Here is a 23,239-nt window from a genome sequence, read left to right as displayed (position 1 = left end):
CCGGATGGTATCATCAGGCCACCTTTCGTCTTGCCGTGTGACGGGGCGCTCTCGACTCAACCGGGAGCACTCCCTAGTTTGCGCGGCAATTCTCTAGGCGGCGGCGCATGAAAAAACTGATCCTGATCATTCTCAGCTTGACGCTGGCGGCGACGCTGTTCGCCGCCGATGCGGCGACATTGGTGCCGGCGGGCAACCGCAATGCGGTGCAACCCGACATCCCCGGCGCCTCCAGCCGTCGCACCCAGGCCACCAACACCACCTTCCAGGCGAAGTACCGCAAGGTCTATGCGCTGCTGCAGAGTGACGCCGAACTGCGCGCCAAGATCAGGAAGGCGGCAGCCGCCTATGGCATTGACCCGATCCATATCGTCGGCGCCATTGTCGGCGAGCACACCTACAATGTCGACGCCTATGACCGGCTGCAGACCTATTACGTCAAGGCGATTTCCTACCTCTCCAGCAAGCTGTCCTTCGCCTATGACGGAGAGGACATCACCGATTTCGTGCAGCGACCGGAATTCAAGAAATGCACAATGTCCGACAGCTACGATCTGTGGGAGTGCCGCGAGCAGGTGTGGAACCACTCTTTCCGCGGCAAAAGCGTCGGCGGGACAAGTTTTCCCAACGACCGCTTCGGCGCCACCTTCTTCCAGCCCTATTATGCCGGCCAGACTTTTGGCCTCGGCCAGCTCAACCCGCTGACCGCGCTGCAGATGAGCGATCTCGTGCACAAGGTTTCGGGGTTGCCCGAGCTCGACGTCAGCGATCCCAACTCGGTCTACAAGACCATCATGGATCCGGACCTGACGCTGCCCTATGTCGCGGCGACAATCAAGAAATCGATCGACGCCTATAAGAACATTGCCGGCTTCGACATTTCGGGCAATCCGGGGCTCACCGCCACGCTCTACAATGTAGGCAATCCCGAGCAGCGCGCCTACGCGCTGAAGGCCGAAAACGACAAGCGCCGCGCCGCTGGCGAGCCGATGAAACTGCCGGAAGAGAACTATTATGGCTGGCTGGTCAACGACAAGCTGGACGAATTGAAGGCGCTGTTTTAGGGACACGCGAAGCTCAAGGCCCCCTACCTCCCCCTTGTGGGGAGGTCGGACCGAAGGTCCGGGTGGGGATCTGCGCCGCACCCCCACCCCGCTCCGCTTCGCGGATCGACCCTCCCCACAAGGGGTAGGCTCACGCCGCCAGCAGCGACTTCAGCTTCACATCCTGCGACCCCAGCGCCTCCGGCGCCGGTTTTGCCCCTTTGGCGATCAACATCTCGGCCAGCCTGATATCGCGCGCCACCGCATTGCCGGGTCCGATGCCGCTCGCCGCCACTAACCTGCCATCCCCCGCCAGGTGGAACAGGATGAAGGCTCCGTCGTCGAGGTCGCGGCGCACCGTGCTTTTGCCTTCGTCGGAAAGCCCGGCGATCTGCAGAGACAGGCCATACTGATCCGACCAGAACCACGGCACCGCCGCGTGCGCCTCGCTGGCGCCCAGCATGTTTTTCGCTGCCAGCGCGCCCTGTTCCTGGGCGTTGCGCCAGGCCTCCAGCCGTACCCGCCGGCCGCCATAGACAGCGAGCGGAAACGAACAGCAGTCGCCGGCGGCATAGATGTCGGGATCGTCGGTCCGAAGTTCACCGTCGACGGCAATCCCGTTGTCTACGGTCAGGCCCGCTTCGCCAGCAAGCCCGGTGACCGGCACGGCGCCAATGCCGATGACGGCGAGATCGGCAACGATCTCTTGTCCGCCGGCGAGCGCGATGCGCACCTCGGTGCCGTCATCGGCGATGGAGGTGATGCCCTGGCCGGTGAGCACGGCCACGCCTTCGGCTTCATGTGCTCGATGAATAATCTCGGCGATCTCGGCCGGCACGCCGCGCATCAGAATGCGCGGCTGCGCTTCGATGACGGTGACCGCAGCGCCCAGCTTGCGCGCCGAAGCGGCGAGTTCCAGCCCGATGAAGCCGCCGCCGATGATGGCGATGCGGTTTGCGGGGGTGAGGTGGGCGCGAATAGCGAGCGCATCCGCAAAGGTGCGGAGATAGACGCAGCGCGTACCCAAACCCGGCATCGGCAGCTTGCGCGGTGTCGAGCCGGTCGCCAACAGCAGTTTGTCGTAGGGCAGGACCGAGCCGTCCGACAGCCGCACCATATGCGCCGCGCGGTCGATCGCCACGGCTTGCACGGAATGGATATGCCGGATGTATCGTTCCGCCAGGAGCTCATCGCTGGCGATCGCCTTGATCTCGGGCGCAGCGCTTACCATCGCATCTTTCGACAGAGGAGGCCGCTCATAGGGCAGATGCGGTTCGTCGCCGACCAGCGTCACCGGGCCGTCATAGCCGAGCTCGCGCAGCGCGAGCGCTGCCCGCCCGCCGCATTCGCCGGCGCCGATGATGACCATCCCCGCTTGCATCGCCATCATCCGATCTGGATCAGCACTTTGCCCGCCTCGACCTTGACCGGATAGGTCGCGAGGTTGACGCAGACCGGCGCGCCGCGCGCCGCGCCCGTCTTGTAGTTGAAGCGGCCATTATGCTTGGGGCACTCGATGATGTCATCCATCACCAGCCCGTCGGCCAGATGCACCTTTTCATGCGTGCACAGCCCATCCGTGGCGAAATAATCATCGTCCGGGCTGCGATAGATGGCGAAGGTGCGGCCGCCATGATCGAAGCGCATCACATCCTCTTCATCGATATCGCCGGCCGCGCAGGCCTCGACCCAGTCGCTCATTTTTTCTCTCCCAAAGCAATTCCAGGAAAAGTGCGTAGCGGTTTTCCGTCCGGAATTGCGTCAAAACAAACAGTCTAACAGGATCGTCATTCCGCCGCGGCGGCGACGGCGTCGTTGTGAAATTCCTCGCGATACGGCCGCGCCGTCGGCGGCAATTCGCGCTTGATGAAATAGTCCTCGTTGCGCAGCTGGCGCAGGAAGGCCGGGATCATCTCGCGATAGCCGGCCAGGATCGACGGCGTCGGCGCCGGCAGATCGTGCTTGATCAGTTCATGCAGCCTCGGCAGCGCATGGTACGGCACCATCGGGAACATGTGGTGTTCGACGTGATAGTTCATGTTCCAGTAGATGAAGCGGCTGATCGGGTTCATGTAGACGGTGCGGCTGTTCAGCCGGTGGTCGATGACATTTTCGGCCAGGCCGCCATGCTGCAGCAGGCCGACCATGACATGATGCCAGGCGCCGTAGAGCCGGGGCAGGCCGACCAGCATCAGCGGCAGCCAGGAACCAAAGTACAGCGCCAGCGCGATGGTGACGGCATAGATCGCCGTCCAGATGCGGGCGATGCGGATCGCCCTGGGCTGTTCCTGTTCGGGGATAAAAGTCTTTTCCGCCGCGCTGATGTTGCCGATGGCGTTGCGCAGCATGTCTGACATCGCATGCCAGGCGTCGAGCACGCCGACAAAGGCCAGAACCACGCGCAACAGGTCCGGCGGGCGCATCACCGATATCTCAGGATCGCGACCGACGATGATGGTGTCGGTGTGGTGACGGGTGTGGCTCCAGCGCCAGGTCACCGGATTGCGCATGATCATGAAGCAGGCGATCTGGTAGACCGCATCATTCATCCACTGAGTGCGGAAAGCCGTTCCGTGGCCGCATTCGTGCCAGCGCGAATCGGTGGACGAGCCGTAGAGCACGCCATAGACGAAGAAGAACGGCACGCACCACCAACCGCCCCAGAACCAGGCGCCACCGGCGGCACTCAGGATCAGCGCGGTGAGCCAGATCGCGGTGTCACGGATCGCCGGCCCGTCGGAGCGCTGCATCAGCTCCTTCATCTGCTTGCGCGGAATATCGGTGTGATACCACTCAGCCGCCGACAGGCCGGTCTCGACGGCGAGCTTGGCGTCACGGCCGATCAGGCTGTAGTCGCGCCGGGACGGTGTAGCGGTCATGGTTGCCTCCCACGGCAATCGGCGCTCGCCACAGCGAATGCCGGCCTGGCTTCGAGGCGGAAAATACCGCCGACGCATGATAGACTCAACATCACAAAGATAATTTCTATCATTTCCTATCAAAATGATGTAAGAAGCCTTCGACCAACTCAACGAGGCAAACATGGCGAAACGGCCGACCATCACCGACCTGGCGCGTATTTCCGGCGTCAGCGTTGCCACGGTCGATCGCGTGCTCAACAGCCGCCTGCCGGTGCGCGAGGAAACGGCGCGCCGCGTCTATGAGGCGGCGACCGAGATCGGCTATCACGCTGCCGGCCTGATCAAGCAGCGGCTGCGCCATGAACTGCCGGAATACAGGCTGGGCTTCCTGCTGCTCCGGGGCAATTACGTCTTCTACAGCGAATTCGCGCGCCAGCTTGAGCTGGCCGTATCGCAATCGCCGCGCTTTCGTGGCGTCGCCACGATCGATTTCGCCGACTCGCTGACGCCTGACGAAATCGTCGAGCGCGCGCGCAAGCTGGCTTCCAAATGCCGGGCCATCGCTTTGGTCGGGCCTGATCATCCGACAGTGACGGTCGCCGTCGAGGAGATGAAAGCCAAAGGCCTGCCGGTGTTTTCGCTGCTGTCCGACTTCGCCGCCGGCATTCGCGAGGGCTATGTCGGCCTCGACAACCGCAAGGTCGGCCGCTCCGCGGCCTGGATGATCTCGAAGGCAGCAAAGCGCCCGGGCAAGGTCGCGCTGTTCGTCGGCAGCCACCGCTTCCACGGCCACGAGCTGCGCGAGATCGGCTTCCGCTCCTTCTTCCGCGAACAGGCCCCGGAGTTCACCTTGCTGGAAACGCTGGTCAATCTGGAAGCCAATGAGATCACCCGGGACACGCTGGTCAATCTTCTCGGCCACCACCCCGATCTGGTCGGCTGCTATGTCGCCGGCGGCGGTATGGAAGGCGCGGTCGCGGCGCTGAGGCAAGCCAAGCCCGCCGAAATGCCGGCCGTCATCTGCAACGAGATCACGGCGGTGTCGCGCGCGGCGCTGGCCGACGGTATCCTCACCATGGTGATCTCGACGCCGCTGGCGGCTCTCAGCCGCGAACTGGTCGACCTGATGGCCCATGCCATCGAGACGGGAGCGGCGAACGCGCCGGGCCAGACGTTCTTGCCGTTCGACATTTATTTGCCCGAGAATATTTAGGAAGCGAAGCGTTGGCGATTAGCGGAGGCACCTAAACCTTCGTCATCCCAGGGCGAAGCAGGAGCGGAGCTCCGTCGCGAAGACCCTGGGATCCATGCGGTGACCCCAGCCGTAGAGTGCAACGGAGCAGAATTCTGGACGGTAGCAACGCCTGGGAGTCGCGGCATGGATCCTCGGGTCTGCGCTGCGTCGCTGCCGCGCCTTGCTCCGCCCGTGGATGACGAAGCAAGCGGGGCATCCTCCGAAAATCCTTCATCCGGTTTTGGAATGGCTCTTGACGTCTCCGAAAAATGGAATAAATATTTCACCAGCTAGGGATTTTGGTTCTTTCGTTCCGGAACATCTGTTTCAAACAGGGAGCCTGGCGTTCCAATCCTTGGGAAAGCGCCATCCGGAACAGAGACGATATCAGGGAGAGATTCCTCGGGCGATCGGGGATTCCGGGTAGATCGGTGCAGCCGGACACCAAATGTGGAGGAGAAACACAATGAAGAAACTGATTTTGGGCGTCGCCTTCGCGGCGCTGATGAGTTCGTCCGCTTTTGCCGCCAAGATCGGCGTGTCGATGGCCAAGTTCGACGACAACTTCCTGACCGTGCTGCGCAACGGCATGATCGAGCAGGCCAAGGGCATGAGCGGCGTTGAGCTGCAGGTCGAAGACGCGCAGAACGACGTCGCCAAGCAACTCGACCAGATCAAGAACTTCGCCGCCTCGGGCGTCGACGCCATCATCGTCAACCCGGTCGACACCTCGGCCACGCAGGCGATGTCGGACGCTGCCGCAGCCGCCAAGATCCCGCTGGTCTATGTCAACCGCGAGCCGGTCAACGTCGACACGCTGCCCGACAACCAGGCCTTCGTCGCTTCGAACGAGGCCGATTCCGGCACGCTCGAGACCAAGGAAGTCTGCCGCCTGTTCACCGAGGCCGGCAAGAAGGAAGCCAATGTCTATGTCATCATGGGCGAGCTTTCCAACCAGGCCGCCGTGCAGCGCACCAAGGACATCGATGATGTCATCGCCACGCCGGAGTGCAGCTTCATCAAGATCATCGACAAGCAGACGTCGAACTGGAACCGCGACGAGGCGCAGAACCTGATGACCAACTGGCTCTCGACCGGCAAGCCGTTCGACGGTGTCATCGCCAACAATGACGAAAGCGCTATCGGCGCCATCCAGGCGATGAAGGCTGCCAACGTCGACATGAAGGCGGTCGTCGTCGGCGGCGTCGATGCCACGCAGGACGCTCTGGCCGCCATGCAGGCCGGCGACCTCGACGCAACCGTGTTCCAGGACGCGGCCGGCCAGGGCGCCGGTGCTCTGGACGCAGCCCTGAAGCTCGCCAAGGGCGAGAAGGTCGAGCACAAGGTCTATGTGCCCTTCCAGCTCGTGACGCCGGCTAACATCGACAAGTTCCTGAAGAAGAACTGAGGCAAGCGCTTCGCCCGAACAACGGAGCGGCGCATCAACATCCGCGCCGCTCTTGTCTCCCTCACCGCCCTGACGGGCGGGAGGGCAGGTGCGGCCTCACGGAGGACAAGACATGGCACAGACATCGCATGGCGTCGGCGGGGTCAGCTATGACGCGAAGAAGCGGACATGGCCGGCCGAATTCAACGTCTTCCTGGCGCTCATCATCCTCGTTGTTGTCTTCGAACTGATCGGTCGCATTTTTCTCGGCGACAGCTTCCTGTTCAACACCCGCGACAACGTCGCCGGCATCTTCAACGAGGCCCGCCTGCAGATCATCATCCTGCAGGTATCGATCGTCGGCATCATCGCCATTGGCGTCACGCAGGTGATCATCTGCGGCGGCATCGATCTGTCCTCGGGCTCGATTGTCGGCGCCACCGCCATGATCGCCATGAGTTTCGCCCAGGTGGCGACGGTCAACGGCAACCCCAACCCCAAGGCGATGTTCCTGGCGCAAGGCTGGACCGACCTGCCGGTCATCGTGCCGGTGCTGGTCGCGATCGGCTGCGGCATGCTCGCCGGCCTGATCAACGGCTCGTTGATCGCCTACACGCGCATCCCGCCCTTCATCGCCACGCTCGGCATGATGATCACCGCGCGCGGCATTGCCAAATGGTGGTCCAAGGGCCAGCCGATCTCGTTTCCCACCGACAGTTTTGCCGCCATCAGCACCGGCTCGAGGCCGGTCATCATCTTCCTGGCGCTGGCGGTGCTGTTTCAGCTAATCCTGACCTATACGCGCTACGGCAAGCATTGTTATGCCATCGGCTCCAATGAGGATGCCGCGCGCATGTCCGGCATCAAGATCCCCAATCACAAGATCCTCGTTTACACGATCGCAGGCATTCTTGCCTCGCTCGCCGCGGTCGTGCTGTGCTCCAAGAATCTGACCGCCCAGTCCGGCATGGGTGTGATGTATGAGCTCGACGCCATCGCCATGGCGGTCATCGGCGGCGTCTCGCTGTCGGGCGGCCGTGGCTCGATCATCGGCACGGTGATCGGCGCGCTGATCTTCGGCGTCATCATCTCCGGCTTCACCTTCCTGCGCCTCGACGCCTACTATCAGGAGATGGTCAAGGGCGTGATCATCGTCGGCGCGGTCGTACTCGACCAGTGGCGTCAACGCATGCGGGCATTGAGGGCTTGACCATGTCAGACATCGTCCTGAAGACCGAAAACCTCACCAAGCGCTATGGCGGCGTGCATGCGCTCGAAGGCGCGAATTTCGAGCTGCGCAAGGGCGAGCATGTCGCCATCATGGGCGACAATGGCGCCGGCAAGTCGACCTTCGTGCGCCAGATCACCGCTGTGGAGCAACGCACCAGCGGCCAGATCTGGTTCGACGGCAAGGAAGTGAACTTTGCCGGGCCGATCGAGGCCCGCACCGCGGGCATCGAGACCGTGTTCCAGAACCTGGCGCTGGCCGACGATCTCGACGTGCCGTCGAACCTGTTCCTCGGCCGCGAAAAGGTGCTGTTCAACCTCGGCCCGTTCTCGATCCTCGACCGCAAATACATGCGCAAAGCGACGGAAGCCGCGCTGATCCGCACCGCGGTGAAAATCCCCAACCTGTCCAACACCATCCGCCACATGTCGGGCGGCCAGCGCCAATGCGTGGCGATCGCCCGGACCGCGACCTTCGCGTCGAAACTGATCATCATGGACGAGCCGACGGCGGCGCTCGGCGTGCAGGAAACGGCGCAGGTCGAAAACATCATCCGCACGCTGAAGGACAATGGCGAGCCGCTGATCTTGATCAGCCACAACATGCGCCAGGTCTTCGACCTGTGCGACCGCATCGTCGTCTTCCGGCGTGGCCGCATCGTTGCCAATCTGCGCAAGGAAAACACCGACGGCAACGACATCGTCTCCTACATCACCGGCGCCAAGACCGGGGAGGCGGAACTCGCGGCCTAAACAGGGTGGTCATCCGGTTTCCGGGACGATCTGCCGCGTTCAGAAATAGCCTTCCCACCTTCCCCAACAGGAAGGTGGAGACACAATTCTCTCGAGCCCATCCCCTTAGAGGAAATTTCCATGACTGTTCGTTTCGCCCTCCTCGGTGCCGGCCGCATCGGCAAGGTCCACGCCCGCGCCGTCGGCTCCAACCCGCAGGCCAGACTGGTGGCCGTCGCCGATGCCTTCGAGAAGGCGGCGACCGAGCTGGCATCAGCCTATGGCGCCGAAGTGCGCACCATCGACGCGATTGAAAAATCAAAAGACATCGACGCCGTCGTCATCTGCACGCCGACCGACACCCATGCCGATCTGATCGAGCGCTTCGCCAAGGCCGGCAAGGCGATCTTCTGCGAGAAGCCGATCGACCTCGACGTCAAGCGCGTCGAGAAGTGCCTGGCCGTGGTCGAGAAAGCCAAGGCAACATTGATGGTCGGTTTTAACCGCCGCTTCGATCCGCATTTCGCCGCCGTGCGCAAGGCAATCGACGACGGCGCCATCGGTACGGTCGAGATGGTCACCATCACCTCGCGCGACCCCGGCGCGCCGCCGATCGACTATATCAAGCGCTCGGGCGGTATTTTCCGCGATATGACCATCCATGATTTCGATATGGCGCGTTTCCTGCTCGGCGAGGAGGTGGTAGCGGTCAGCGCCCATGCCTCGGTGCTGGTGGACACGAAGATCGGCGAGGCCGGCGATTTCGACTCGGTCAGCGTCATCCTCGAGACCGCGTCCGGCAAGCAGGCCGTCATCTCCAACTCGCGCCGCGCCACCTATGGCTACGACCAGCGCATCGAGGTGCATGGCTCCAAGGGCATGGTCGCCGCCGAAAACCAGCGGCCGGTGTCGATCGAGGTCGCCAGCGAGAAGGGCTATACGCGCCCGCCGCTGCACGACTTCTTCATGACCCGCTATCTCGACGCCTATGCCATCGAGATTGCCGCCTTCATTGCCGCCGCAACCTCGGGCAAGAAGGCATCGCCGAGCGGCACCGACGGCCTGGTGGCGCTGAAGCTAGCCGATGCTGCGCTGAAGTCGGCAACGACTGGCAAGACCGTCCGCCTCGACAAGTAAGAGCAATTAGGAAGAACCTACGGGAGCAGAGCGATGAGCGCATCAGCCGATCGCAATTCGAACACACGCGCCATCGTCACCGGCGGCGCGCAAGGCATCGGCTTTGCCGTCGCCGAGGCCTTGGCCGACGAAGGCTGCCGGGCATTGGCGCTCATCGGCCGCTCGCAGGAGAAGGGCGACAAGGCCGTCGCCCACTTCAAGAAGGCTGGCGTCGACGCGATCTTCATCAGCGCCGACGTCTCGAAGGTGGCCGACTGCAAGCGCGCCGTTGCCACCGCCATCTCGCATTTCGGCACCATCAACGCGCTGGTCAACGCCGCCGCCACTTCCGCACGGGGCTCGCTGGTCGAAACGTCGGAAGATCTTTTCGACCAGATCTTCGCCACAAATGTGCGGGGACCCTTCTTCCTGATGCAAGGCCTGGTCACCCATCTCCTGGAGCGCAAGGCGCCGGGCTCCATCGTCAACGTGCTGTCGATGTCGGCGCATGCCGGCCAGTCATTTCTGACGCCCTATTCGACAAGCAAGGGCGCGTTGATGACGCTGACCAAGAACGTCGCCAGCTCCTATCGGAGGAACCGCATCCGCTGCAACGCCGTGCTGCCCGGCTGGATGGACACCGAAGGCGAGGACATCGTCCAGAAGAAATGGCATGACGCGCCCGACGACTGGCTGGCAACGGCCGAGGCCGGCCAGCCGATGGGCCAGTTGGTCAAGCCGGACCAACTCGCCCGGCTGATCAGCTACATGATCAGCCCGCAGGCTGGCGTCATGACCGGTTCGCTCGTCGACTATGACCAGAACATTGCCGGGGTGATCGGCGAGTAGGCGCAATCGATTAGCCTCGCCCTCTGTTGCGACAGCACCGCCATTCCTATGATAGTCAGACTAGTCAGGAGGGATGTTGATGCTGACCTCGCCCAAAGACGCGAACTGGACGGTCACCGGGGCAAAAGCCCGGCTCTCCGAAGTCATCGAGCGCGCGCAGTCCTCGCCGCAGACGATCACCAAGAACGGCAAGCCGAGTGTGGTTGTCGTCTCGGCCGAGGAATGGCAGCGCAAGACCGCGCGCAAAGGGACGCTCGCCGAGTTCCTGCTGGACTCGCCGCTGCGGGGCGCCGATCTCGACCTTGAACGTCAGCTCGACGAACCGCGCGACTATATCGCCCGCTAGCCGAAACGGGCAAAGAACCAGGCGAAGACAAGGAAGAAGCCGGGGGCGATCAAAACGAAAACAGCACCGAACAGGACAAAGCGCCAGCCGAGGCTCAGATTCTGGGACCTCAAGCCATAGACGGTCCCGGCCATCGCCAATACAAATGCTATGATTGCGATAAGAAGGTATGGCTCTGTCATGACAGGTGCTTCGCTTCGCGCCGCCTCCGGCTGATCGTCTTGCTATCAACATAAAGGGATTGGGCTCAGGTGACGACGAGCGGATCGTCACACCCAGATTGCGGCCAAGGGAAATCCGATGCACCCATACTGGATCACGATAGACGGTCATCTAGGCGTCGGCATCACCGCGCGGTCGGAAGCCGACGCCTTGCGACTATTCGAACTCGCCTTCGGCTCCACGGAGAAAATCACCGGCATCGCGATCATCAAGGACATGAACGATCTCGATCAAAATCACGTCGTGCCCAATATGAGTGGAGCCAACTTTCTTCGGCGCGGCATCTGGTTTCCGCAAGGCCAGGAGCACAACGCGGACTGGGACAATGCGTAGCCGCATCAGAGACGTGACAAACGCCCCGGCATCGACTATATGAGCCTCATGATCAACCTGTCCGCCACGTATTGGTACTTTAGCAGCTCGCTGGCGGCGGGAGGATTGCGCTCGATCTGAAGATTGCAGCAACAAGTCCGAACAGCCGCCAGACCTGGCGGCTTTTTTGTTTCAGCCGGCAGGTCTCCTAAAAAACAGGAGCAGAAAGCCGTGTTGACCACCACAGACGACCTTCGGGTCACCGAAATCAGGGCATTGAGCACACCGGATGAGGTGATGCGCGAGATACCGCGCACGCTGACGGCGACGCGCACCGTCGCCACGTCGCGCAACGCCATCCATTCCATCCTTACGGGGGCCGACGATCGACTGCTTGTCATCGTTGGCCCTTGTTCCATCCACGATCCGGTCGCGGCCGTTGACTATGCCAGCCGTCTGGCGGCGCTGCGCGAGACCCTGTCCGACCGGCTCGAGATCGTCATGCGCGTCTATTTCGAGAAGCCGCGCACCACGGTCGGCTGGAAGGGCCTGATCAACGATCCCGACCTCGACGGCAGTTTCAACATCGAGAAAGGGTTGCGGATGGCGCGCAACGTCTTGTCGGCCGTCAACAATCTCGGCCTGCCGGCGGCGACCGAGTTCCTCGACATGACCATCCCACAATACATTGCCGACCTCGTCGCCTGGGGCGCCATCGGCGCGCGCACCACCGAGAGCCAGATCCACCGCGAATTGGCCTCGGGGCTGTCCTGTCCGGTCGGCTTCAAGAACGGCACTGACGGCAATTTGCGGATCGCTGCCGAGGCGGTGAAATCGGCTGCTCAGCCGCACCATTTCATGGCGGTGACCAAGGGCGGACGCAGCGCAATTGCTGCAACCACCGGCAATGAGGACTGCCATGTCATCCTGCGCGGCGGCGTTCAGCCGAATTACGATGCGGCAAGCGTCGAAGCGGCCTCGGTCGAACTCGCCCGCATCGGTGTCGCGCCGCGGTTGATGATCGATATTAGCCACGCCAACTCGAGCAAGAAGCCGGAGAACCAGCCCAAGGTGGCGGCTGACGTCGCCGGCCAGGTGGCGGCGGGCGACGAGCGCATCATCGGCGTCATGATCGAGAGCAATCTCGTCGCCGGCCGCCAGGATGTGGTGCCCGGCAAGCCGCTCGTCTATGGCCAGAGCATCACCGACGGCTGCATCGACTGGGCGACCACCGAGACGGTACTGCACGGCCTTGCCGGTGCCGTCGAATGGCGCCGCTCGGCCCGCCGCGCCATGCTGGAGAACCGGCAGGGCGCCGCCTGATACGAGGCGATGTGGGAAGGGCGGCGGTTCGAAATCCAGCCAGGATTGCGCCGCCCAGGGTCTGAGCATCGCCGAGTCGATCTGCATCGAAACGAAGTCGATTTGAGGCGCTCGGCAACGCAGCGCGCTGCGCCTCCCCTTGCGCGCCGGCAATCCGTCTGCTAAATACTGAACCATATGGTTCAGTATGCCGACTTAGATGCCTCGTTCGCCGCGCTCTCGGACGCCACCCGGCGGGGCGTTCTGGAGCAGCTCGGACGCGCAGACGCGTCGATCACCGAGCTTGCCGGGAAGTTCCACATGACCCTCACGGGCATGAAGAAGCACGTCGGCGTCCTGGAGCAGGCGGGGCTCGTCACCACGCAGAAGGTCGGCCGCGTGCGGACCTGCAAGCTCGGCTTGCGCGGACTGGGGGAAGAGGCGGCCTGGATCGAGCGGCACCGCCAACTCTGGGACGCGCGCTTCGACGAGTTGGACAAGGTTGTCGAGGAATTGAACCGGAAGGAGAAAGCCGATGCACGAAAGAACCGGGAGTGAGCCTATGAATAACCGCACGACGGTCGAACGGAAATCCGAGCGTGAGCTGGTCGTCACGCGAACCGTCAACGGCCCGGCGCGTATCGTGTTCGAGGCGTGGACCAAGCCCGAGCTGTTCAAGCAGTGGTGGGTGCCGAAGTCGATGGGCATGTTCCTGCGTTCCTGCGAGATGGATGTTCGTACCGGGGGCACATACCGTCTGGTGTTCGGCCACGATGCCTCAAAGCCTGACGAGTTCTTCGGCAGGTATATCGAAGTGACACCGCACTCGCGCATCGTCTGGACCAATGACGAAGGTGGTGACGGTGGGCCTGTCACCACGGTGACCTTCGAGGAAAAGGGTGGCAAGACGCTGGTGGTCATGCACGAGCTCTACCCCTCGAAGGAGGCTCTCGACGCGGCCGGTACCGGCGCGGCGGATGCGATGGGCGAGACGTTCGAGCAACTGGACGAGCTTCTCGTCGCCTTGGGCGTGAGCGTGGGACGGTCATGAAGTCGTCGATCTCGCGGGCGGGGCCGCTGCCGCCCTCGACGACAAGACCGGGACTGTGATCCGCAAGCGCAGCGCCGAGACGTGTACTGGAATCGCTTGGTCGGAGATCACGCCGCGCTCAGCCCCTCCCATGCCGTAAACACCGAAACCGCAAACAGCAGCAGCCCGGCTGCCCGCCCTGCAAAAGCGGTCGCCCGCGGATTGGCGACCAGCAGGTTCCGGCTACGGCCGGCCGTGATGGCCAGCCCGCCATAGATCGCGGCCTGGGTCAGCACCGTCAGCAGCCCCATGATCGTCGCCTGCATCCAGATCGCGCCGTAATCCGGCTTCAGGAACTGCGGGTAGGCGGCAATCACGAACAGGTAGGCCTTGGGGTTGATCAGGCAGGTCACAAAACCCTGGCGAAACGCCTTCCATGCCGAGCGGCTGCCGGCGGGCCCGTCATCGCCGACGGTGATGGAGCTGCGCATCAGCGTGATGCCGATGAAGGCCATGTAAGCGGCGCCGGCGAGCAGCAACGGCTTGAACAGGATCGGCACGAAATGCATCAGCAGACCGACGCCGATAGCGCCGTTCAGCGTGTGCACGATACCGCCGACCATGATGCCGCCGGTGGCGGCAAGCCCCCTGTCGCGGCCTCCGGTCAGCGCATTGGCGAGCACGAACAGCATATCCATGCCGGGCACGATGATGATGCCGAACAGCAGGATAAAGAAAAGCCAGAGATTTTCTGCATAACTCATGTCAGTTGCCTGTCGCTTCCTGCTGGAGTGCCATTGAGGAATTTGTTGATTTTCAAGCCGATAGGCAGTCCAATAGACCATCCCAACTGACGGGGATGTGTCAGTAGCGTTTCATCGGGGAGCGGAAATGCGCAAGGCGTCGCGCCTGTTCGAGATCATCCAGATCCTGCGGCTGGCAAGGCAGCCGGTGACGGCGGCCATGATTGCCGAGCAGCTGGAAGTGACGGTGCGCTCGATCTATCGCGACATCGCAGCACTGCAAGCGATGCGCGTGCCGATCGAAGGCGGGCGCGGCATCGGTTATATACTGCGACCCGGCTTCGACCTGCCGCCGCTGATGTTTTCGATCGAGGAAATGGAGGCGATCGTGTTGTCGCTGGCGTTGCTCGAACGCACCGGCGACAGCGAACTCAAGCAGGCGGCCAAGCGCGTCAGCACCAAGATCGCCGGTGCGGTGCCGCCGCCCTTGCGCCAGGCGTTCGACGCCAATGCGTTGCATGTCTGGGGTTTTGCCGCGCCCGCAATCGGCGCCATCGATCTGGCGCTGGTGCGCCGCGCCATCCGCGACGAGGAGAAGCTCGACCTCTCCTATCGCGACGAAATGGGCCGCGCCTCCGAACGCCTGATCCGCCCGATCGCGCTGATCTACTACGCCGAGACCGCCAACATCGTCGCTTGGTGCGAATTGCGCCAGGCGATCCGCAATTTCCGCAGCGACCGCATCGAGGATTGCCAGCCGACCGGCCTGCGCTTCAAGGGCGAAGGCGATCGCTTGCGACAGGTCTGGGTCGACGGCTGGGAGACGAACGCTGTGGCCGCGACCGGGTGAAGTGAGCGGTTCTACCGCACATCCACCCAGCGCTTTTCGTTGAACGATCTTGCCATGGCGTGCACGGTGCGCTCGATCTCCAGCCCTTCGGCGAACTCGATCACCCGCGCCGGCTTGCCGGCAAGCCGCGTCAGCAATTCGTGGCATTCGATGATCTTGAGATCGTTGAAGCCGAGGCCATGGCCGGGCGCCGGCAGGAAGGCGTCGTAGGGCTTGTGGTGCGGCGCCACCAGAATGGTGCGATAGCCCTGCTCTGTCGGGCGGTCGGCGGTGACGTAGAGCAGGATTTCGTTCATCCGCTCCTGGTCAAACAGGATCGAGCCCTTGGAGCCGAAAATCTGGATGGCGATGCGGCCCTTGCGGCCCCAGGCCGAGCGGTTGACCAGCAGCGTGCCGGCAATGCCGTTTTCCAGATGCATCAGCACGCTGGCAATGTCGTAGGTTTCGACCGCGCGGCGCCCGCCGGCGGCCAGCTTGCGGTCGGCATAGGGCTTGGCCATGTCGCAGATGACACTGGCGACGCGGCCGAACAGAGTGGAGACCAGCGACAGCGGATGCACGGCGAAATCGTCGAGCGCGCCGTAGCCGGACGCCGCCTCATGCTTCCAGAAGAACAGTGCTTCCGGGTCGGCCATAAAATCCTCGTCCATCTCGATGCGCAGATGGTTGACCTCGCCGATGATCTTCTCGTCGAGCAGCGCGCCGATGTGGCGGATCGCCGGGCTCTGAATGTAATTGTAGCCCAGCGCCGCAACCTTGCCGGACTTCTTCGCCGCGGCTGCCATCGCCTCGGCCTCGGCGAAACTCGGCGCCATCGGCTTTTCGCACCACAAATGCTTGCCGGCTTCGAGGATGGCGATGGCCATTTCCGGATGGAACTGGTTGGGCGTGGTCAAGGAGACGATGTCGACCTCGGGGTCGTTGACCACGGCGCGCCAGTCGCCGGAGGCCTTGGCGAAGCCGAACTCGCCCGCCTTGCGTTTGGCGAGCTCCTCATTGACCTCGCCGAGGTGAACCAGTTTTGGCTTGGCGACATCGGGAAAGACGGCGCCGACGGCACTCCACGCTATGGCGTGGCACTTGCCCATGAAACCCGTGCCGATAAGACCGACGCCGACCATTTCTTTTCTCCCAATGCCAAAAGCGACCGGTGGATGAATTAGTCCATTTTTTCTCGGAATGGAATGTCTGCCTCATTTTTTATGGTGTTCTTGCGCAGGCTCGCTATGATGGGGCAGAGAGGACGTTTCACCGATGAGCTTGGACGGGCCGACGATGGACGAACGGGTACCTCGCGACTTCGAGACGCTGCGCGCCACGATCCTCGATCGCCGCGAAACCTTGCCCAAGCGCATCGCCCAGATCGCCGCCTATGCGCTCGACAATCCCGACGACATCGCCTTCGGCACCGCCGCCAGCATCGCCGCTTCGGCCGGCGTGCAACCCTCGACCCTGATCCGCTTTGCCCAGCAGCTCGGCTTTGACGGTTTTACCAGCCTGCAGCAGGTGTTTCGCGAGCGGCTGCGCGAGCGCAACTCGTCTTATGACGAACGCTTGCAGGCGCTGCGCGCCAAGGCCGATGCGGGTGCGGGCCACCGCGCCATTTTCGACGGCTTCGTCGCCGCTGCCAGCACCTCGCTCAACGACATTTCGCGCACGCTGGACGAAGCGCATCTGGAAGACGCCATCTCGCTGCTGGCCAAGGCGGAGACCATCTATGTGCTCGCCAAGCGCCGCTCCTATCCGGTGGCAAGCTACATCGCCTATGCGCTGGGCAAGCTTAAGATCCGCAACCAGCTGATCGAGTCGGCTGCCGGCCTCAACGCCGAAATGGTCGCCTTCGCCACGCCGGCGGATGCCGTCATTGCCATCAGCTTCTCGCCCTATGCGCCGGCCACCATCGAGGAAGCCCGCACCATTTCCGAACAGGGGGTGCCGATCGTCGCCATCACAGACAGCTCTTTTTCGCCGCTGGCGCAGTTCGCCAGGGTCTGGTTCGAAGTCGCCGAGGCCGATTTCGCCGGCTTCCGCTCGCTGTCGGCCACCATGGCGCTGGCCATGGCGTTGACCGTCGGCGTCGGCGAGAAGCGGCGCAGCACCGGGCGTAAGCGTAAGGCCTAGATCACCTCTGCCGCCGCCTCGCCTGCCGCCGAAAGCCGCGCCGCATCACGCGCCGGCGGCGACCCGAACTGGCGGGCATATTCCCGGCTGAACTGGGAAGCGCTCTCATAGCCGACGGCAAAAGCGACGCTGGCAACATTGCCCGGCTGGGCAAGCAGCAGATGGCGGGCCTCCAGCAGCCTTATCTGTTTTTGATACTGGATCGGGCTCATCGCCGTCGCCGCCTTGAAGTGACGGTAAAAGGCAGCCTCGCTCATATGGGCGATCTGGGCGAGGTCGCTGACCCGGATCGGCTGATGGCAATGCGTCCGGATCCAGGCGATCGCCTGGCCGATGCGCGACAGATGGCCATCGGTGCGCGCCAGCTGGCGAAGCTTCCCGCCCTGGGGTCCTTGCAGCAGCCGAAACAGCAACTCGCGTTCGAGCATGCTGGCCAACACCGGAATCTCCGCCGGCCGGTCGAGCAACCGCATGATGCGCCGCAATGCGTCGAGCAAATCGTCATTGACGGGCGAGGTGGAGAAACCGTCGCCGCCAAGCGCCGGCTCGTGCTCGACAAGCAGGGCGGCGACAGCCGGCAGATCAAGGGCGAAGCCGATAGCGAGGTACGGACGCCCGGCGCTCGCTTCGATGATCTGGCTGATCGTCGGCGTTTCCACCGTGTAGATGAAATAGCTGGCGGGATTGTAGCGAAGCGCCCTGTCGCCGATCAGCACCGTCTTCGCGCCCTGCAGCACGAACAGAATCCCGGACCCCCACACACCCGCCACCGGTGCTGTGGTGGCTTCGCTGCGGCCGATCGAAACATGCGGGATCGCCGTTCTCACCCGCCGTCCGTCTGCATGACGGCCGGCAATGTCGATCAGTTCCCGCAAGGCCTCGCTCATGGCGCCAGCATCGCGCATCCAGACGGATGACGCAAGGCGGATGAGAGGATTAGGCAAGAGCTAGATAGATTCCGGCGCGCGGTATCGCCGGCGGCGCGCCATCTCTGTGTCTCCGATAGGGAGAAATGGAGATATAAAATGACGACGACGAAAACCGCTGTGGTGACCGGCGCCAACAAGGGCATCGGCCGCGAAATCGCCCGACGGCTGGCGACGATGGGCTTCAAGGTGTGGCTCGGCGCCAGGGATGCCGGGCGCGGAATGGCCGCAGAACGAGAATTGCGCGCCGAAGGCCTGGACGTTCAATGGCTTGCGCTTGATGTCACGCAGGACGACAGCGTGGCGGCCGCCGCCAAAATGGTCGGCGCTGAAGGCCCCGGTCTCGACGTGCTGGTCAACAATGCCGGCATCGCCATCAATTACGAGCTGCCGCCGAGCGAGCAGCATCTGGCCGACATCACGGCAACCTACGAGGTCAATGTCTTCGGGCCGATCCGCGTCACCCAGGCCTTTCTGCCGCTGCTGCTGGCAGCGCCGGCCGCGCGCATCGTCATGGTCAGCAGTTCGACCGGGTCCATCGGCCGCGCGCTCGATTCCGGCACGCCGAACCAGGCGGTCAACCTGCTGGGCTACGGCAGCTCCAAGACGGCGCTGAACGCCATTACTGTGGCCTTCGCCCGGGAACTCGGGCCGAGCGGCATCAAAATCAACGCCGCGGCGCCCGGCTATACCGCCACTGACCTCAACGGCTTCAAAGGCCACCGCACTGTGCAGCAGGCGGCTGAGATCGTCATACACCTGGCGACCCTGGATGCCGATGGTCCGACCGCCGGCTATTTCAACGACGACGGTCCGCTCCCCTGGTAAAAGGAGCCGAACGCGAAAGTCCCCGGCGGCGATCATCCGCAGCACTTTTCCGAGAAGGAATGCTCATTCCATATTGACTATGGATTGGAATTATTATTTCATATTGGCGGCGTCACGCTGCCGCTCGCGCGTGTCCCCCAACTAGGTCGCAAAAGCAATTCCAGCGAAAGTGTGAGCGGTTTCGCGTCCGGAATTGCGTGAAACAAGAGTTAGAGTGGTTCGCCGTGAAACGGCTAGCCGCTCTAACGACAACAAGACTGACGGGAGGTTCCAATGAGCGAAGCCGTGGACGCGAAATACGCTCCGCTCGATGTCATCACCATCGGTCGCGCTTCCGTCGACCTTTACGGCCAGCAGATCGGCTCGCGGCTGGAGGATATCACCTCTTTCGCCAAGTCGGTCGGCGGCTGCCCGGCCAACATCTCGGTTGGCACCGCAAGGCTCGGCCTGCGCTCGGCTCTGCTCACCCGCGTCGGCGACGAGCAGATGGGCCGCTTCATCCGCGAACAGCTGCGGCGCGAAGGCGTCAATGTCGACGGTCTCAAGACCGACAAGGAGCGGCTGACGGCGCTGGTGCTGCTTTCGGTCGAGAGCGAAGGCGTCTCGCCGATGATCTTCTATCGCAGCGACTGCGCCGACATGGCGCTGGCGCCGGAAGACATTGACGAGGCCTTCATCGCCTCGGCGCGCTCCATCGTCGTCACCGGCACGCATTTTTCCCGGCCCAACAGCGACGCCGCCCAGCGCAAGGCGATCCGCATCATCAAGGCCAAGGGCGGCAAGGTGGTGTTCGACATCGACTATCGGCCGAACCTATGGGGCCTGGCCGGCCATGCCGAAGGCTTCGAGCGCTATGTGAAGTCCGATCGCGTCTCGTCCCAGTTGAAGACGGTGCTGCCCGACTGCGACCTCATCGTCGGCACCGAGGAAGAGATCATGATCGCCTCGGGCGCCGACGACTGCCTGAGCGCGCTGAAGACCATCCGTTCGCTGTCCAAGGCGACCATCGTCTTGAAGCGCGGCGCCATGGGCTGCATCGTCTATGATGGCCCGATCAGCGACGATCTTGAAGACGGCATCGTCGGCAAGGGTTTTCCGATTGAGATCTACAATGTGCTCGGCGCCGGCGACGCCTTCATGTCCGGCTTCCTGCGCGGTTGGCTGGGTGGCGAAAACCATGCGACGTCGGCAACCTGGGCCAATGCCTGCGGCGCCTTTGCCGTGTCGCGGCTGCTGTGCGCGCCGGAATATCCGACCTTCGAGGAGCTGCAGTTCTTCCTTAGGAACGGCAGCAAGCATCTCGCTCTGCGCAAGGACGAGGCGATCAACCACATCCATTGGGCGACGACCCGCCGCCGCGACATTCCTTCGATGATGGCGCTCGCCTGCGACCACCGCGTCCAGCTTGAGGATGTCGCGGCCAAGACCGGCGCCGATCCGGCGCGCATCCGCGATTTCAAGGTGCTGGCGGTCAAGGCCGCAGCAAAAGTCGCGGCCGGCCGCGACGGCTACGGCATGCTGATCGACGAAAAGCATGGCCGCGAGGCGATGTTCGAGTTCGCCCGCCATCGCTTCGCCTGGCTCGGCCGTCCCGTCGAACTGCCGGGCTCGCGGCCACTGCGCTTCGAGTTCTCGCAGGACATCGGCTCGCAGCTGGTGGAATGGCCGGTCGACCACTGCATCAAATGCCTGTGCTTCTATCACCCTGACGATCCGGCGGCGCTCAAGGAAGAGCAGCAGCAGAAACTGCGCGCGCTGTTCGAGGCCGCGCGGAAGGTCGGACGCGAATTGCTGGTCGAGATCATCGCCGGCAAGCACGGCACGCTCGACGACACGACGATCCCGCGCGCGCTGGAAGAACTCTATGCGCTCGGCATCAAGCCCGACTGGTGGAAACTCGAACCGCAGGCGTCGGCCGGTGCCTGGGCCAAGATCGAAGCCGTCATCCTCAAGCACGATCCGTGGTGCCGTGGCGTCGTGCTGCTTGGGCTGGAAGCGCCGCAGGACGAGCTGGAAGCTGCCTTCGCCGCTACCGCCAAGGCGCCGATCGTCAAGGGCTTCGCCGTCGGCCGCACCATCTTCGTCCACGCCGCCGAACAGTGGTTGGCCGGCAAGATGTCGGACGACGAAGCGATCGCCGACATGGCCGCGCGCTTCGAACAGTTGACCGAAGCGTGGCTTGCCGCGCGTGGCCGTAAAGCAGCATAAAGGCGCGGCACAGGACTGCGGAGGAAAACACCATGAGCAAGACAATCCGCCTGACGATGGCGCAAGCGCTGACCCGCTTTCTGAGCAAGCAGATGACCGAGATCGGCGGCAAAAAAGTGCCGATCTTCGGCGGCGTCTGGGCGATCTTCGGGCATGGCAATGTCGCCGGCATCGGCGAGGCGCTCTACCAGGTGCGCGACGAATTGCCGACCTTCCGCGCCCACAACGAACAGGCGATGGCGCATGCGGCGATCGCCTATGGCAAGGCCAATTTCCGCCGCCGCTTCATGGCCGCGACCTCGTCGATCGGCCCTGGCGCGCTCAACATGGTGACGGCGGCAGCACTCGCGCATGTAAACCGGTTGCCCGTCCTGTTTTTGCCGGGCGATGTCTTTGCCAACCGCATCCCAGATCCGGTGCTGCAGCAGGCCGAGGATTTTTCGGACGGCACGGCGACGGTCAATGACTGCTTCCGTCCGGTGTCGCGCTATTTCGACCGCATCACCCGGCCCGAGCAGATCATCCCGGCGCTGAGCCGCACCATGCAGGTGCTGACCGATCCTGCCGATTGCGGTCCGGTGACGCTGTCGCTCTGCCAGGACGTGCAGGCCGAAGCCTATGATTATCCCGAGAGCTTTTTCGCCGAGCGGGTCTGGCACCAGCGCCGGCCGCGTCCGGACCGTGGCGAACTGGCAGCGGCAGTGGCAGCGCTCAAGGGCGCAAAGAAGCCGCTGATCATTGCCGGTGGCGGCGTGCTCTATTCGCAGGCCTCGGACGAGTTGACGAAATTCGCCGAAGGCGCCGGCATTCCGGTCTGCGAGACGCAAGGCGGCAAGTCCTCGCTGCCCGACACCCATCCGCTCAACATGGCGGCGGTCGGCGTCACCGGCACATCGGCCGCCAACCGGCTGGCGGAAGAGGCCGATGTCGTGCTCGCCATCGGCACGCGGCTGCAGGACTTCACCACCGGCTCATGGGCGCTGTTCAAGAACTCCGGCAAGACCATCATCGGCCTCAACGTGCAGCCTTTCGACGCCGGCAAGCATCGCGCGCTGCCGCTGGTCGCGGATGCGGCCGAGGGGCTGGCTGAACTCGGGGCAGCGTTGAAGGGTTGGAAGGCGCCGTCGACCTGGACTGACAATTCGGCAACCGGCAAGAAGGCTTGGCAGGCCGAAGCCGGCAAGGTGACGGCCTCCACCAACGCTGCTTTCCCTTCGGATGCGCAGGTGATCGGCGCCGTGCAACGCGCGCTCGGCTCGGGCGTGACCTTGCTGCATGCCGCCGGCGGTCTGCCCGGCGAATTGCACAAGCTGTGGCAGGCGGGTGCGCCCGGTTCCTATCATGCCGAATATGGCTTCTCGACCATGGGCTACGAGATTGCCGGCGGCCTCGGCGCCAAGATGGCCAAGCCAGATGAAGAGGTGGTCGTCATGATCGGCGATGGCTCCTACCTCATGCTGAATTCCGAGATCGCCACGTCGGTGATGCTCGGCCTGAAGCTGACCATCGTGCTGCTCGACAACCGCGGCTATGGCTGCATCAACCGGCTGCAGATGGCCACCGGCGGCGCCAGCTTCAACAATTTGCTGAAGGACTCGCACCACGAAATCCTGCCCGACATCGACTTCGCCGCGCATGCGGCGAGCATGGGCGCGATATCAGAAAAAGTGCCGTCGATCGCCGGTCTGGAAAACGCGCTGCAGAAGTCGAAAAAGAATGACCGCACCACGGTGCTCGTCATCGACACCGACCCGCTTGTCTCCACCGATGCCGGCGGCCATTGGTGGGATGTCGCGGTGCCGGAAGTATCAGTGCGCAGCCAGGTCAACGCAGCACGCAAGGCCTATGACGAAAAGCGGCAGATGCAGACAATCGGCGATTGATGCTAAGGCAGCGCCAGCC

General features: G+C 63.3%; 23 protein-coding genes. 17 read left to right on the top strand and 6 right to left on the bottom strand.

The window, feature by feature from the left end:
- Nucleotides 1-107: 107 nt before the first annotated feature.
- Nucleotides 108-1,064: a DUF1402 family protein gene (locus AC1DZ8_RS04270; protein WP_477308450.1), complete on the top strand. Its 957-nt coding sequence runs from the start codon at nucleotides 108-110 to the stop codon at nucleotides 1,062-1,064.
- Nucleotides 1,065-1,194: 130 nt separating this feature from the next.
- Here the strand turns inward: AC1DZ8_RS04270 and AC1DZ8_RS04265 are convergent, their stop codons facing one another.
- The 3 genes from AC1DZ8_RS04265 to AC1DZ8_RS04255 form a co-directional block, all read right to left on the bottom strand.
- Nucleotides 1,195-2,433 carry an NAD(P)/FAD-dependent oxidoreductase gene (locus AC1DZ8_RS04265; protein ID WP_477400335.1) on the bottom strand — a complete coding sequence of 413 codons (1,239 nt, stop codon included), beginning with the start codon at nucleotides 2,431-2,433 and terminating at the stop codon, nucleotides 1,195-1,197.
- Nucleotides 2,430-2,744 (bottom strand): MocE family 2Fe-2S type ferredoxin, encoded by a 315-nt coding sequence (locus AC1DZ8_RS04260; RefSeq protein ID WP_023744927.1) that lies wholly within the window; start codon nucleotides 2,742-2,744, stop codon nucleotides 2,430-2,432. The genes AC1DZ8_RS04265 and AC1DZ8_RS04260 overlap by 4 nt, the downstream gene beginning before the upstream one ends.
- 86 nt (nucleotides 2,745-2,830) lie before the next feature.
- A complete protein-coding gene (locus AC1DZ8_RS04255) occupies nucleotides 2,831-3,922 on the bottom strand; it encodes a fatty acid desaturase family protein (RefSeq protein WP_477308454.1) in 1,092 nt (363 codons plus the stop codon).
- A gap of 163 nt (nucleotides 3,923-4,085) precedes the next feature.
- Here AC1DZ8_RS04255 and AC1DZ8_RS04250 point away from each other — a divergent pair, with 163 nt between their 5' ends.
- The 11 genes from AC1DZ8_RS04250 (at nucleotide 4,086) to AC1DZ8_RS04200 (ending at nucleotide 13,682) form a co-directional block, all read left to right on the top strand.
- Nucleotides 4,086-5,117 carry a LacI family DNA-binding transcriptional regulator gene (locus AC1DZ8_RS04250; protein WP_477308456.1) on the top strand — a complete coding sequence of 344 codons (1,032 nt, stop codon included), beginning with the start codon at nucleotides 4,086-4,088 and terminating at the stop codon, nucleotides 5,115-5,117.
- A 487-nt stretch (nucleotides 5,118-5,604) separates the two neighbouring features.
- Nucleotides 5,605-6,546 (top strand): sugar ABC transporter substrate-binding protein, encoded by a 942-nt coding sequence (locus AC1DZ8_RS04245; RefSeq protein WP_477308458.1) that lies wholly within the window; start codon nucleotides 5,605-5,607, stop codon nucleotides 6,544-6,546.
- Nucleotides 6,547-6,658: 112 nt separating this feature from the next.
- On the top strand, nucleotides 6,659-7,735 hold the full coding sequence (locus AC1DZ8_RS04240; protein ID WP_477308460.1) for an ABC transporter permease: 1,077 nt from the start codon (nucleotides 6,659-6,661) through the stop codon (nucleotides 7,733-7,735).
- A gap of 2 nt (nucleotides 7,736-7,737) precedes the next feature.
- A complete protein-coding gene (locus tag AC1DZ8_RS04235; protein ID WP_112559919.1) occupies nucleotides 7,738-8,505 on the top strand; it encodes an ATP-binding cassette domain-containing protein in 768 nt (255 codons plus the stop codon).
- A gap of 120 nt (nucleotides 8,506-8,625) precedes the next feature.
- Entirely contained in the window at nucleotides 8,626-9,621 is a 996-nt protein-coding gene (gene iolG / locus AC1DZ8_RS04230; RefSeq protein WP_477400334.1) for an inositol 2-dehydrogenase, read from the top strand.
- Nucleotides 9,622-9,654: 33 nt separating this feature from the next.
- Nucleotides 9,655-10,449: an SDR family oxidoreductase gene (locus AC1DZ8_RS04225; RefSeq protein ID WP_477308464.1), complete on the top strand. Its 795-nt coding sequence runs from the start codon at nucleotides 9,655-9,657 to the stop codon at nucleotides 10,447-10,449.
- A gap of 79 nt (nucleotides 10,450-10,528) precedes the next feature.
- Nucleotides 10,529-10,795 carry a type II toxin-antitoxin system Phd/YefM family antitoxin gene (locus AC1DZ8_RS04220; RefSeq protein ID WP_477308466.1) on the top strand — a complete coding sequence of 89 codons (267 nt, stop codon included), beginning with the start codon at nucleotides 10,529-10,531 and terminating at the stop codon, nucleotides 10,793-10,795.
- A 300-nt stretch (nucleotides 10,796-11,095) separates the two neighbouring features.
- Nucleotides 11,096-11,350, top strand: coding sequence for a hypothetical protein (locus AC1DZ8_RS04215; RefSeq protein WP_477308468.1), 255 nt, complete (start codon nucleotides 11,096-11,098; stop codon nucleotides 11,348-11,350).
- A gap of 210 nt (nucleotides 11,351-11,560) precedes the next feature.
- A complete protein-coding gene (locus tag AC1DZ8_RS04210) occupies nucleotides 11,561-12,652 on the top strand; it encodes a 3-deoxy-7-phosphoheptulonate synthase (protein ID WP_477400333.1) in 1,092 nt (363 codons plus the stop codon).
- Nucleotides 12,653-12,829: 177 nt separating this feature from the next.
- Complete coding sequence (locus tag AC1DZ8_RS04205; RefSeq protein WP_477308472.1) at nucleotides 12,830-13,189, top strand: ArsR/SmtB family transcription factor; 360 nt, start codon at nucleotides 12,830-12,832, stop codon at nucleotides 13,187-13,189.
- Between the two features lie 4 nt (nucleotides 13,190-13,193).
- The gene (locus AC1DZ8_RS04200) at nucleotides 13,194-13,682 is read left to right on the top strand and encodes an SRPBCC domain-containing protein (RefSeq protein ID WP_477308474.1); all 489 of its coding nucleotides are present in this window, start codon (nucleotides 13,194-13,196) and stop codon (nucleotides 13,680-13,682) included.
- Between the two features lie 107 nt (nucleotides 13,683-13,789).
- Here AC1DZ8_RS04200 and AC1DZ8_RS04195 read toward each other — a convergent pair whose 3' ends face one another.
- The gene (locus tag AC1DZ8_RS04195) at nucleotides 13,790-14,425 is read right to left on the bottom strand and encodes a LysE family translocator (protein WP_477308476.1); all 636 of its coding nucleotides are present in this window, start codon (nucleotides 14,423-14,425) and stop codon (nucleotides 13,790-13,792) included.
- A 127-nt stretch (nucleotides 14,426-14,552) separates the two neighbouring features.
- On the opposite strand from AC1DZ8_RS04195, the gene AC1DZ8_RS04190 reads away from it, so the two are divergent.
- Nucleotides 14,553-15,254: a helix-turn-helix transcriptional regulator gene (locus tag AC1DZ8_RS04190; protein WP_477308478.1), complete on the top strand. Its 702-nt coding sequence runs from the start codon at nucleotides 14,553-14,555 to the stop codon at nucleotides 15,252-15,254.
- Nucleotides 15,255-15,265: 11 nt separating this feature from the next.
- On the opposite strand, the gene AC1DZ8_RS04185 is transcribed toward AC1DZ8_RS04190, so the two are convergent.
- Nucleotides 15,266-16,375 (bottom strand): Gfo/Idh/MocA family protein, encoded by a 1,110-nt coding sequence (locus AC1DZ8_RS04185; protein ID WP_477308479.1) that lies wholly within the window; start codon nucleotides 16,373-16,375, stop codon nucleotides 15,266-15,268.
- A 154-nt stretch (nucleotides 16,376-16,529) separates the two neighbouring features.
- Here AC1DZ8_RS04185 and AC1DZ8_RS04180 point away from each other — a divergent pair, with 154 nt between their 5' ends.
- Nucleotides 16,530-17,375: a MurR/RpiR family transcriptional regulator gene (locus tag AC1DZ8_RS04180; protein WP_477308509.1), complete on the top strand. Its 846-nt coding sequence runs from the start codon at nucleotides 16,530-16,532 to the stop codon at nucleotides 17,373-17,375.
- Here AC1DZ8_RS04180 and AC1DZ8_RS04175 read toward each other — a convergent pair.
- The gene (locus tag AC1DZ8_RS04175; RefSeq protein WP_477400332.1) at nucleotides 17,372-18,262 is read right to left on the bottom strand and encodes an AraC family transcriptional regulator; all 891 of its coding nucleotides are present in this window, start codon (nucleotides 18,260-18,262) and stop codon (nucleotides 17,372-17,374) included. The two genes, AC1DZ8_RS04180 and AC1DZ8_RS04175, sit on opposite strands and share 4 nt — an antisense overlap.
- Nucleotides 18,263-18,400: 138 nt before the next feature.
- Between AC1DZ8_RS04175 and AC1DZ8_RS04170 the strand changes: the two genes are divergently transcribed.
- From AC1DZ8_RS04170 to iolD, 3 genes are all read left to right on the top strand, one after another.
- Nucleotides 18,401-19,129: an SDR family NAD(P)-dependent oxidoreductase gene (locus AC1DZ8_RS04170; RefSeq protein WP_477308483.1), complete on the top strand. Its 729-nt coding sequence runs from the start codon at nucleotides 18,401-18,403 to the stop codon at nucleotides 19,127-19,129.
- A 273-nt stretch (nucleotides 19,130-19,402) separates the two neighbouring features.
- Complete coding sequence (locus AC1DZ8_RS04165; RefSeq protein ID WP_477400331.1) at nucleotides 19,403-21,337, top strand: bifunctional 5-dehydro-2-deoxygluconokinase/5-dehydro-2-deoxyphosphogluconate aldolase; 1,935 nt, start codon at nucleotides 19,403-19,405, stop codon at nucleotides 21,335-21,337.
- A 32-nt stretch (nucleotides 21,338-21,369) separates the two neighbouring features.
- Complete coding sequence (gene iolD, locus AC1DZ8_RS04160) at nucleotides 21,370-23,220, top strand: 3D-(3,5/4)-trihydroxycyclohexane-1,2-dione acylhydrolase (decyclizing) (protein ID WP_477308485.1); 1,851 nt, start codon at nucleotides 21,370-21,372, stop codon at nucleotides 23,218-23,220.
- Nucleotides 23,221-23,239: the final 19 nt, after the last annotated feature.

It is taken from the genome of Mesorhizobium sp. P2_F7, from assembly GCF_056403695.1.
This window is presented reverse-complemented; position numbering and strand designations above follow the sequence as displayed.

What these genes read in the sequence shown, in the direction of transcription:
- AC1DZ8_RS04270 (WP_477308450.1), top strand. Translation starts at nt 108, where the DNA reads ATGAAAAAACTGATCCTGATCATTCTCAGCTTGACGCTGGCGGCGACG.
- AC1DZ8_RS04265 (WP_477400335.1), bottom strand. Translation starts at nt 2,433, where the DNA reads ATGATGGCGATGCAAGCGGGGATGGTCATCATCGGCGCCGGCGAATGC.
- AC1DZ8_RS04260 (WP_023744927.1), bottom strand. Translation starts at nt 2,744, where the DNA reads ATGAGCGACTGGGTCGAGGCCTGCGCGGCCGGCGATATCGATGAAGAG.
- AC1DZ8_RS04255 (WP_477308454.1), bottom strand. Translation starts at nt 3,922, where the DNA reads ATGACCGCTACACCGTCCCGGCGCGACTACAGCCTGATCGGCCGTGAC.
- AC1DZ8_RS04250 (WP_477308456.1), top strand. Translation starts at nt 4,086, where the DNA reads ATGGCGAAACGGCCGACCATCACCGACCTGGCGCGTATTTCCGGCGTC.
- AC1DZ8_RS04245 (WP_477308458.1), top strand. Translation starts at nt 5,605, where the DNA reads ATGAAGAAACTGATTTTGGGCGTCGCCTTCGCGGCGCTGATGAGTTCG.
- AC1DZ8_RS04240 (WP_477308460.1), top strand. Translation starts at nt 6,659, where the DNA reads ATGGCACAGACATCGCATGGCGTCGGCGGGGTCAGCTATGACGCGAAG.
- AC1DZ8_RS04235 (WP_112559919.1), top strand. Translation starts at nt 7,738, where the DNA reads ATGTCAGACATCGTCCTGAAGACCGAAAACCTCACCAAGCGCTATGGC.
- iolG (WP_477400334.1), top strand. Translation starts at nt 8,626, where the DNA reads ATGACTGTTCGTTTCGCCCTCCTCGGTGCCGGCCGCATCGGCAAGGTC.
- AC1DZ8_RS04225 (WP_477308464.1), top strand. Translation starts at nt 9,655, where the DNA reads ATGAGCGCATCAGCCGATCGCAATTCGAACACACGCGCCATCGTCACC.
- AC1DZ8_RS04220 (WP_477308466.1), top strand. Translation starts at nt 10,529, where the DNA reads ATGCTGACCTCGCCCAAAGACGCGAACTGGACGGTCACCGGGGCAAAA.
- AC1DZ8_RS04215 (WP_477308468.1), top strand. Translation starts at nt 11,096, where the DNA reads ATGCACCCATACTGGATCACGATAGACGGTCATCTAGGCGTCGGCATC.
- AC1DZ8_RS04205 (WP_477308472.1), top strand. Translation starts at nt 12,830, where the DNA reads ATGGTTCAGTATGCCGACTTAGATGCCTCGTTCGCCGCGCTCTCGGAC.
- AC1DZ8_RS04200 (WP_477308474.1), top strand. Translation starts at nt 13,194, where the DNA reads ATGAATAACCGCACGACGGTCGAACGGAAATCCGAGCGTGAGCTGGTC.
- AC1DZ8_RS04195 (WP_477308476.1), bottom strand. Translation starts at nt 14,425, where the DNA reads ATGAGTTATGCAGAAAATCTCTGGCTTTTCTTTATCCTGCTGTTCGGC.
- AC1DZ8_RS04190 (WP_477308478.1), top strand. Translation starts at nt 14,553, where the DNA reads ATGCGCAAGGCGTCGCGCCTGTTCGAGATCATCCAGATCCTGCGGCTG.
- AC1DZ8_RS04185 (WP_477308479.1), bottom strand. Translation starts at nt 16,375, where the DNA reads ATGGTCGGCGTCGGTCTTATCGGCACGGGTTTCATGGGCAAGTGCCAC.
- AC1DZ8_RS04180 (WP_477308509.1), top strand. Translation starts at nt 16,530, where the DNA reads ATGGACGAACGGGTACCTCGCGACTTCGAGACGCTGCGCGCCACGATC.
- AC1DZ8_RS04175 (WP_477400332.1), bottom strand. Translation starts at nt 18,262, where the DNA reads ATGAGCGAGGCCTTGCGGGAACTGATCGACATTGCCGGCCGTCATGCA.
- AC1DZ8_RS04170 (WP_477308483.1), top strand. Translation starts at nt 18,401, where the DNA reads ATGACGACGACGAAAACCGCTGTGGTGACCGGCGCCAACAAGGGCATC.
- AC1DZ8_RS04165 (WP_477400331.1), top strand. Translation starts at nt 19,403, where the DNA reads ATGAGCGAAGCCGTGGACGCGAAATACGCTCCGCTCGATGTCATCACC.
- iolD (WP_477308485.1), top strand. Translation starts at nt 21,370, where the DNA reads ATGAGCAAGACAATCCGCCTGACGATGGCGCAAGCGCTGACCCGCTTT.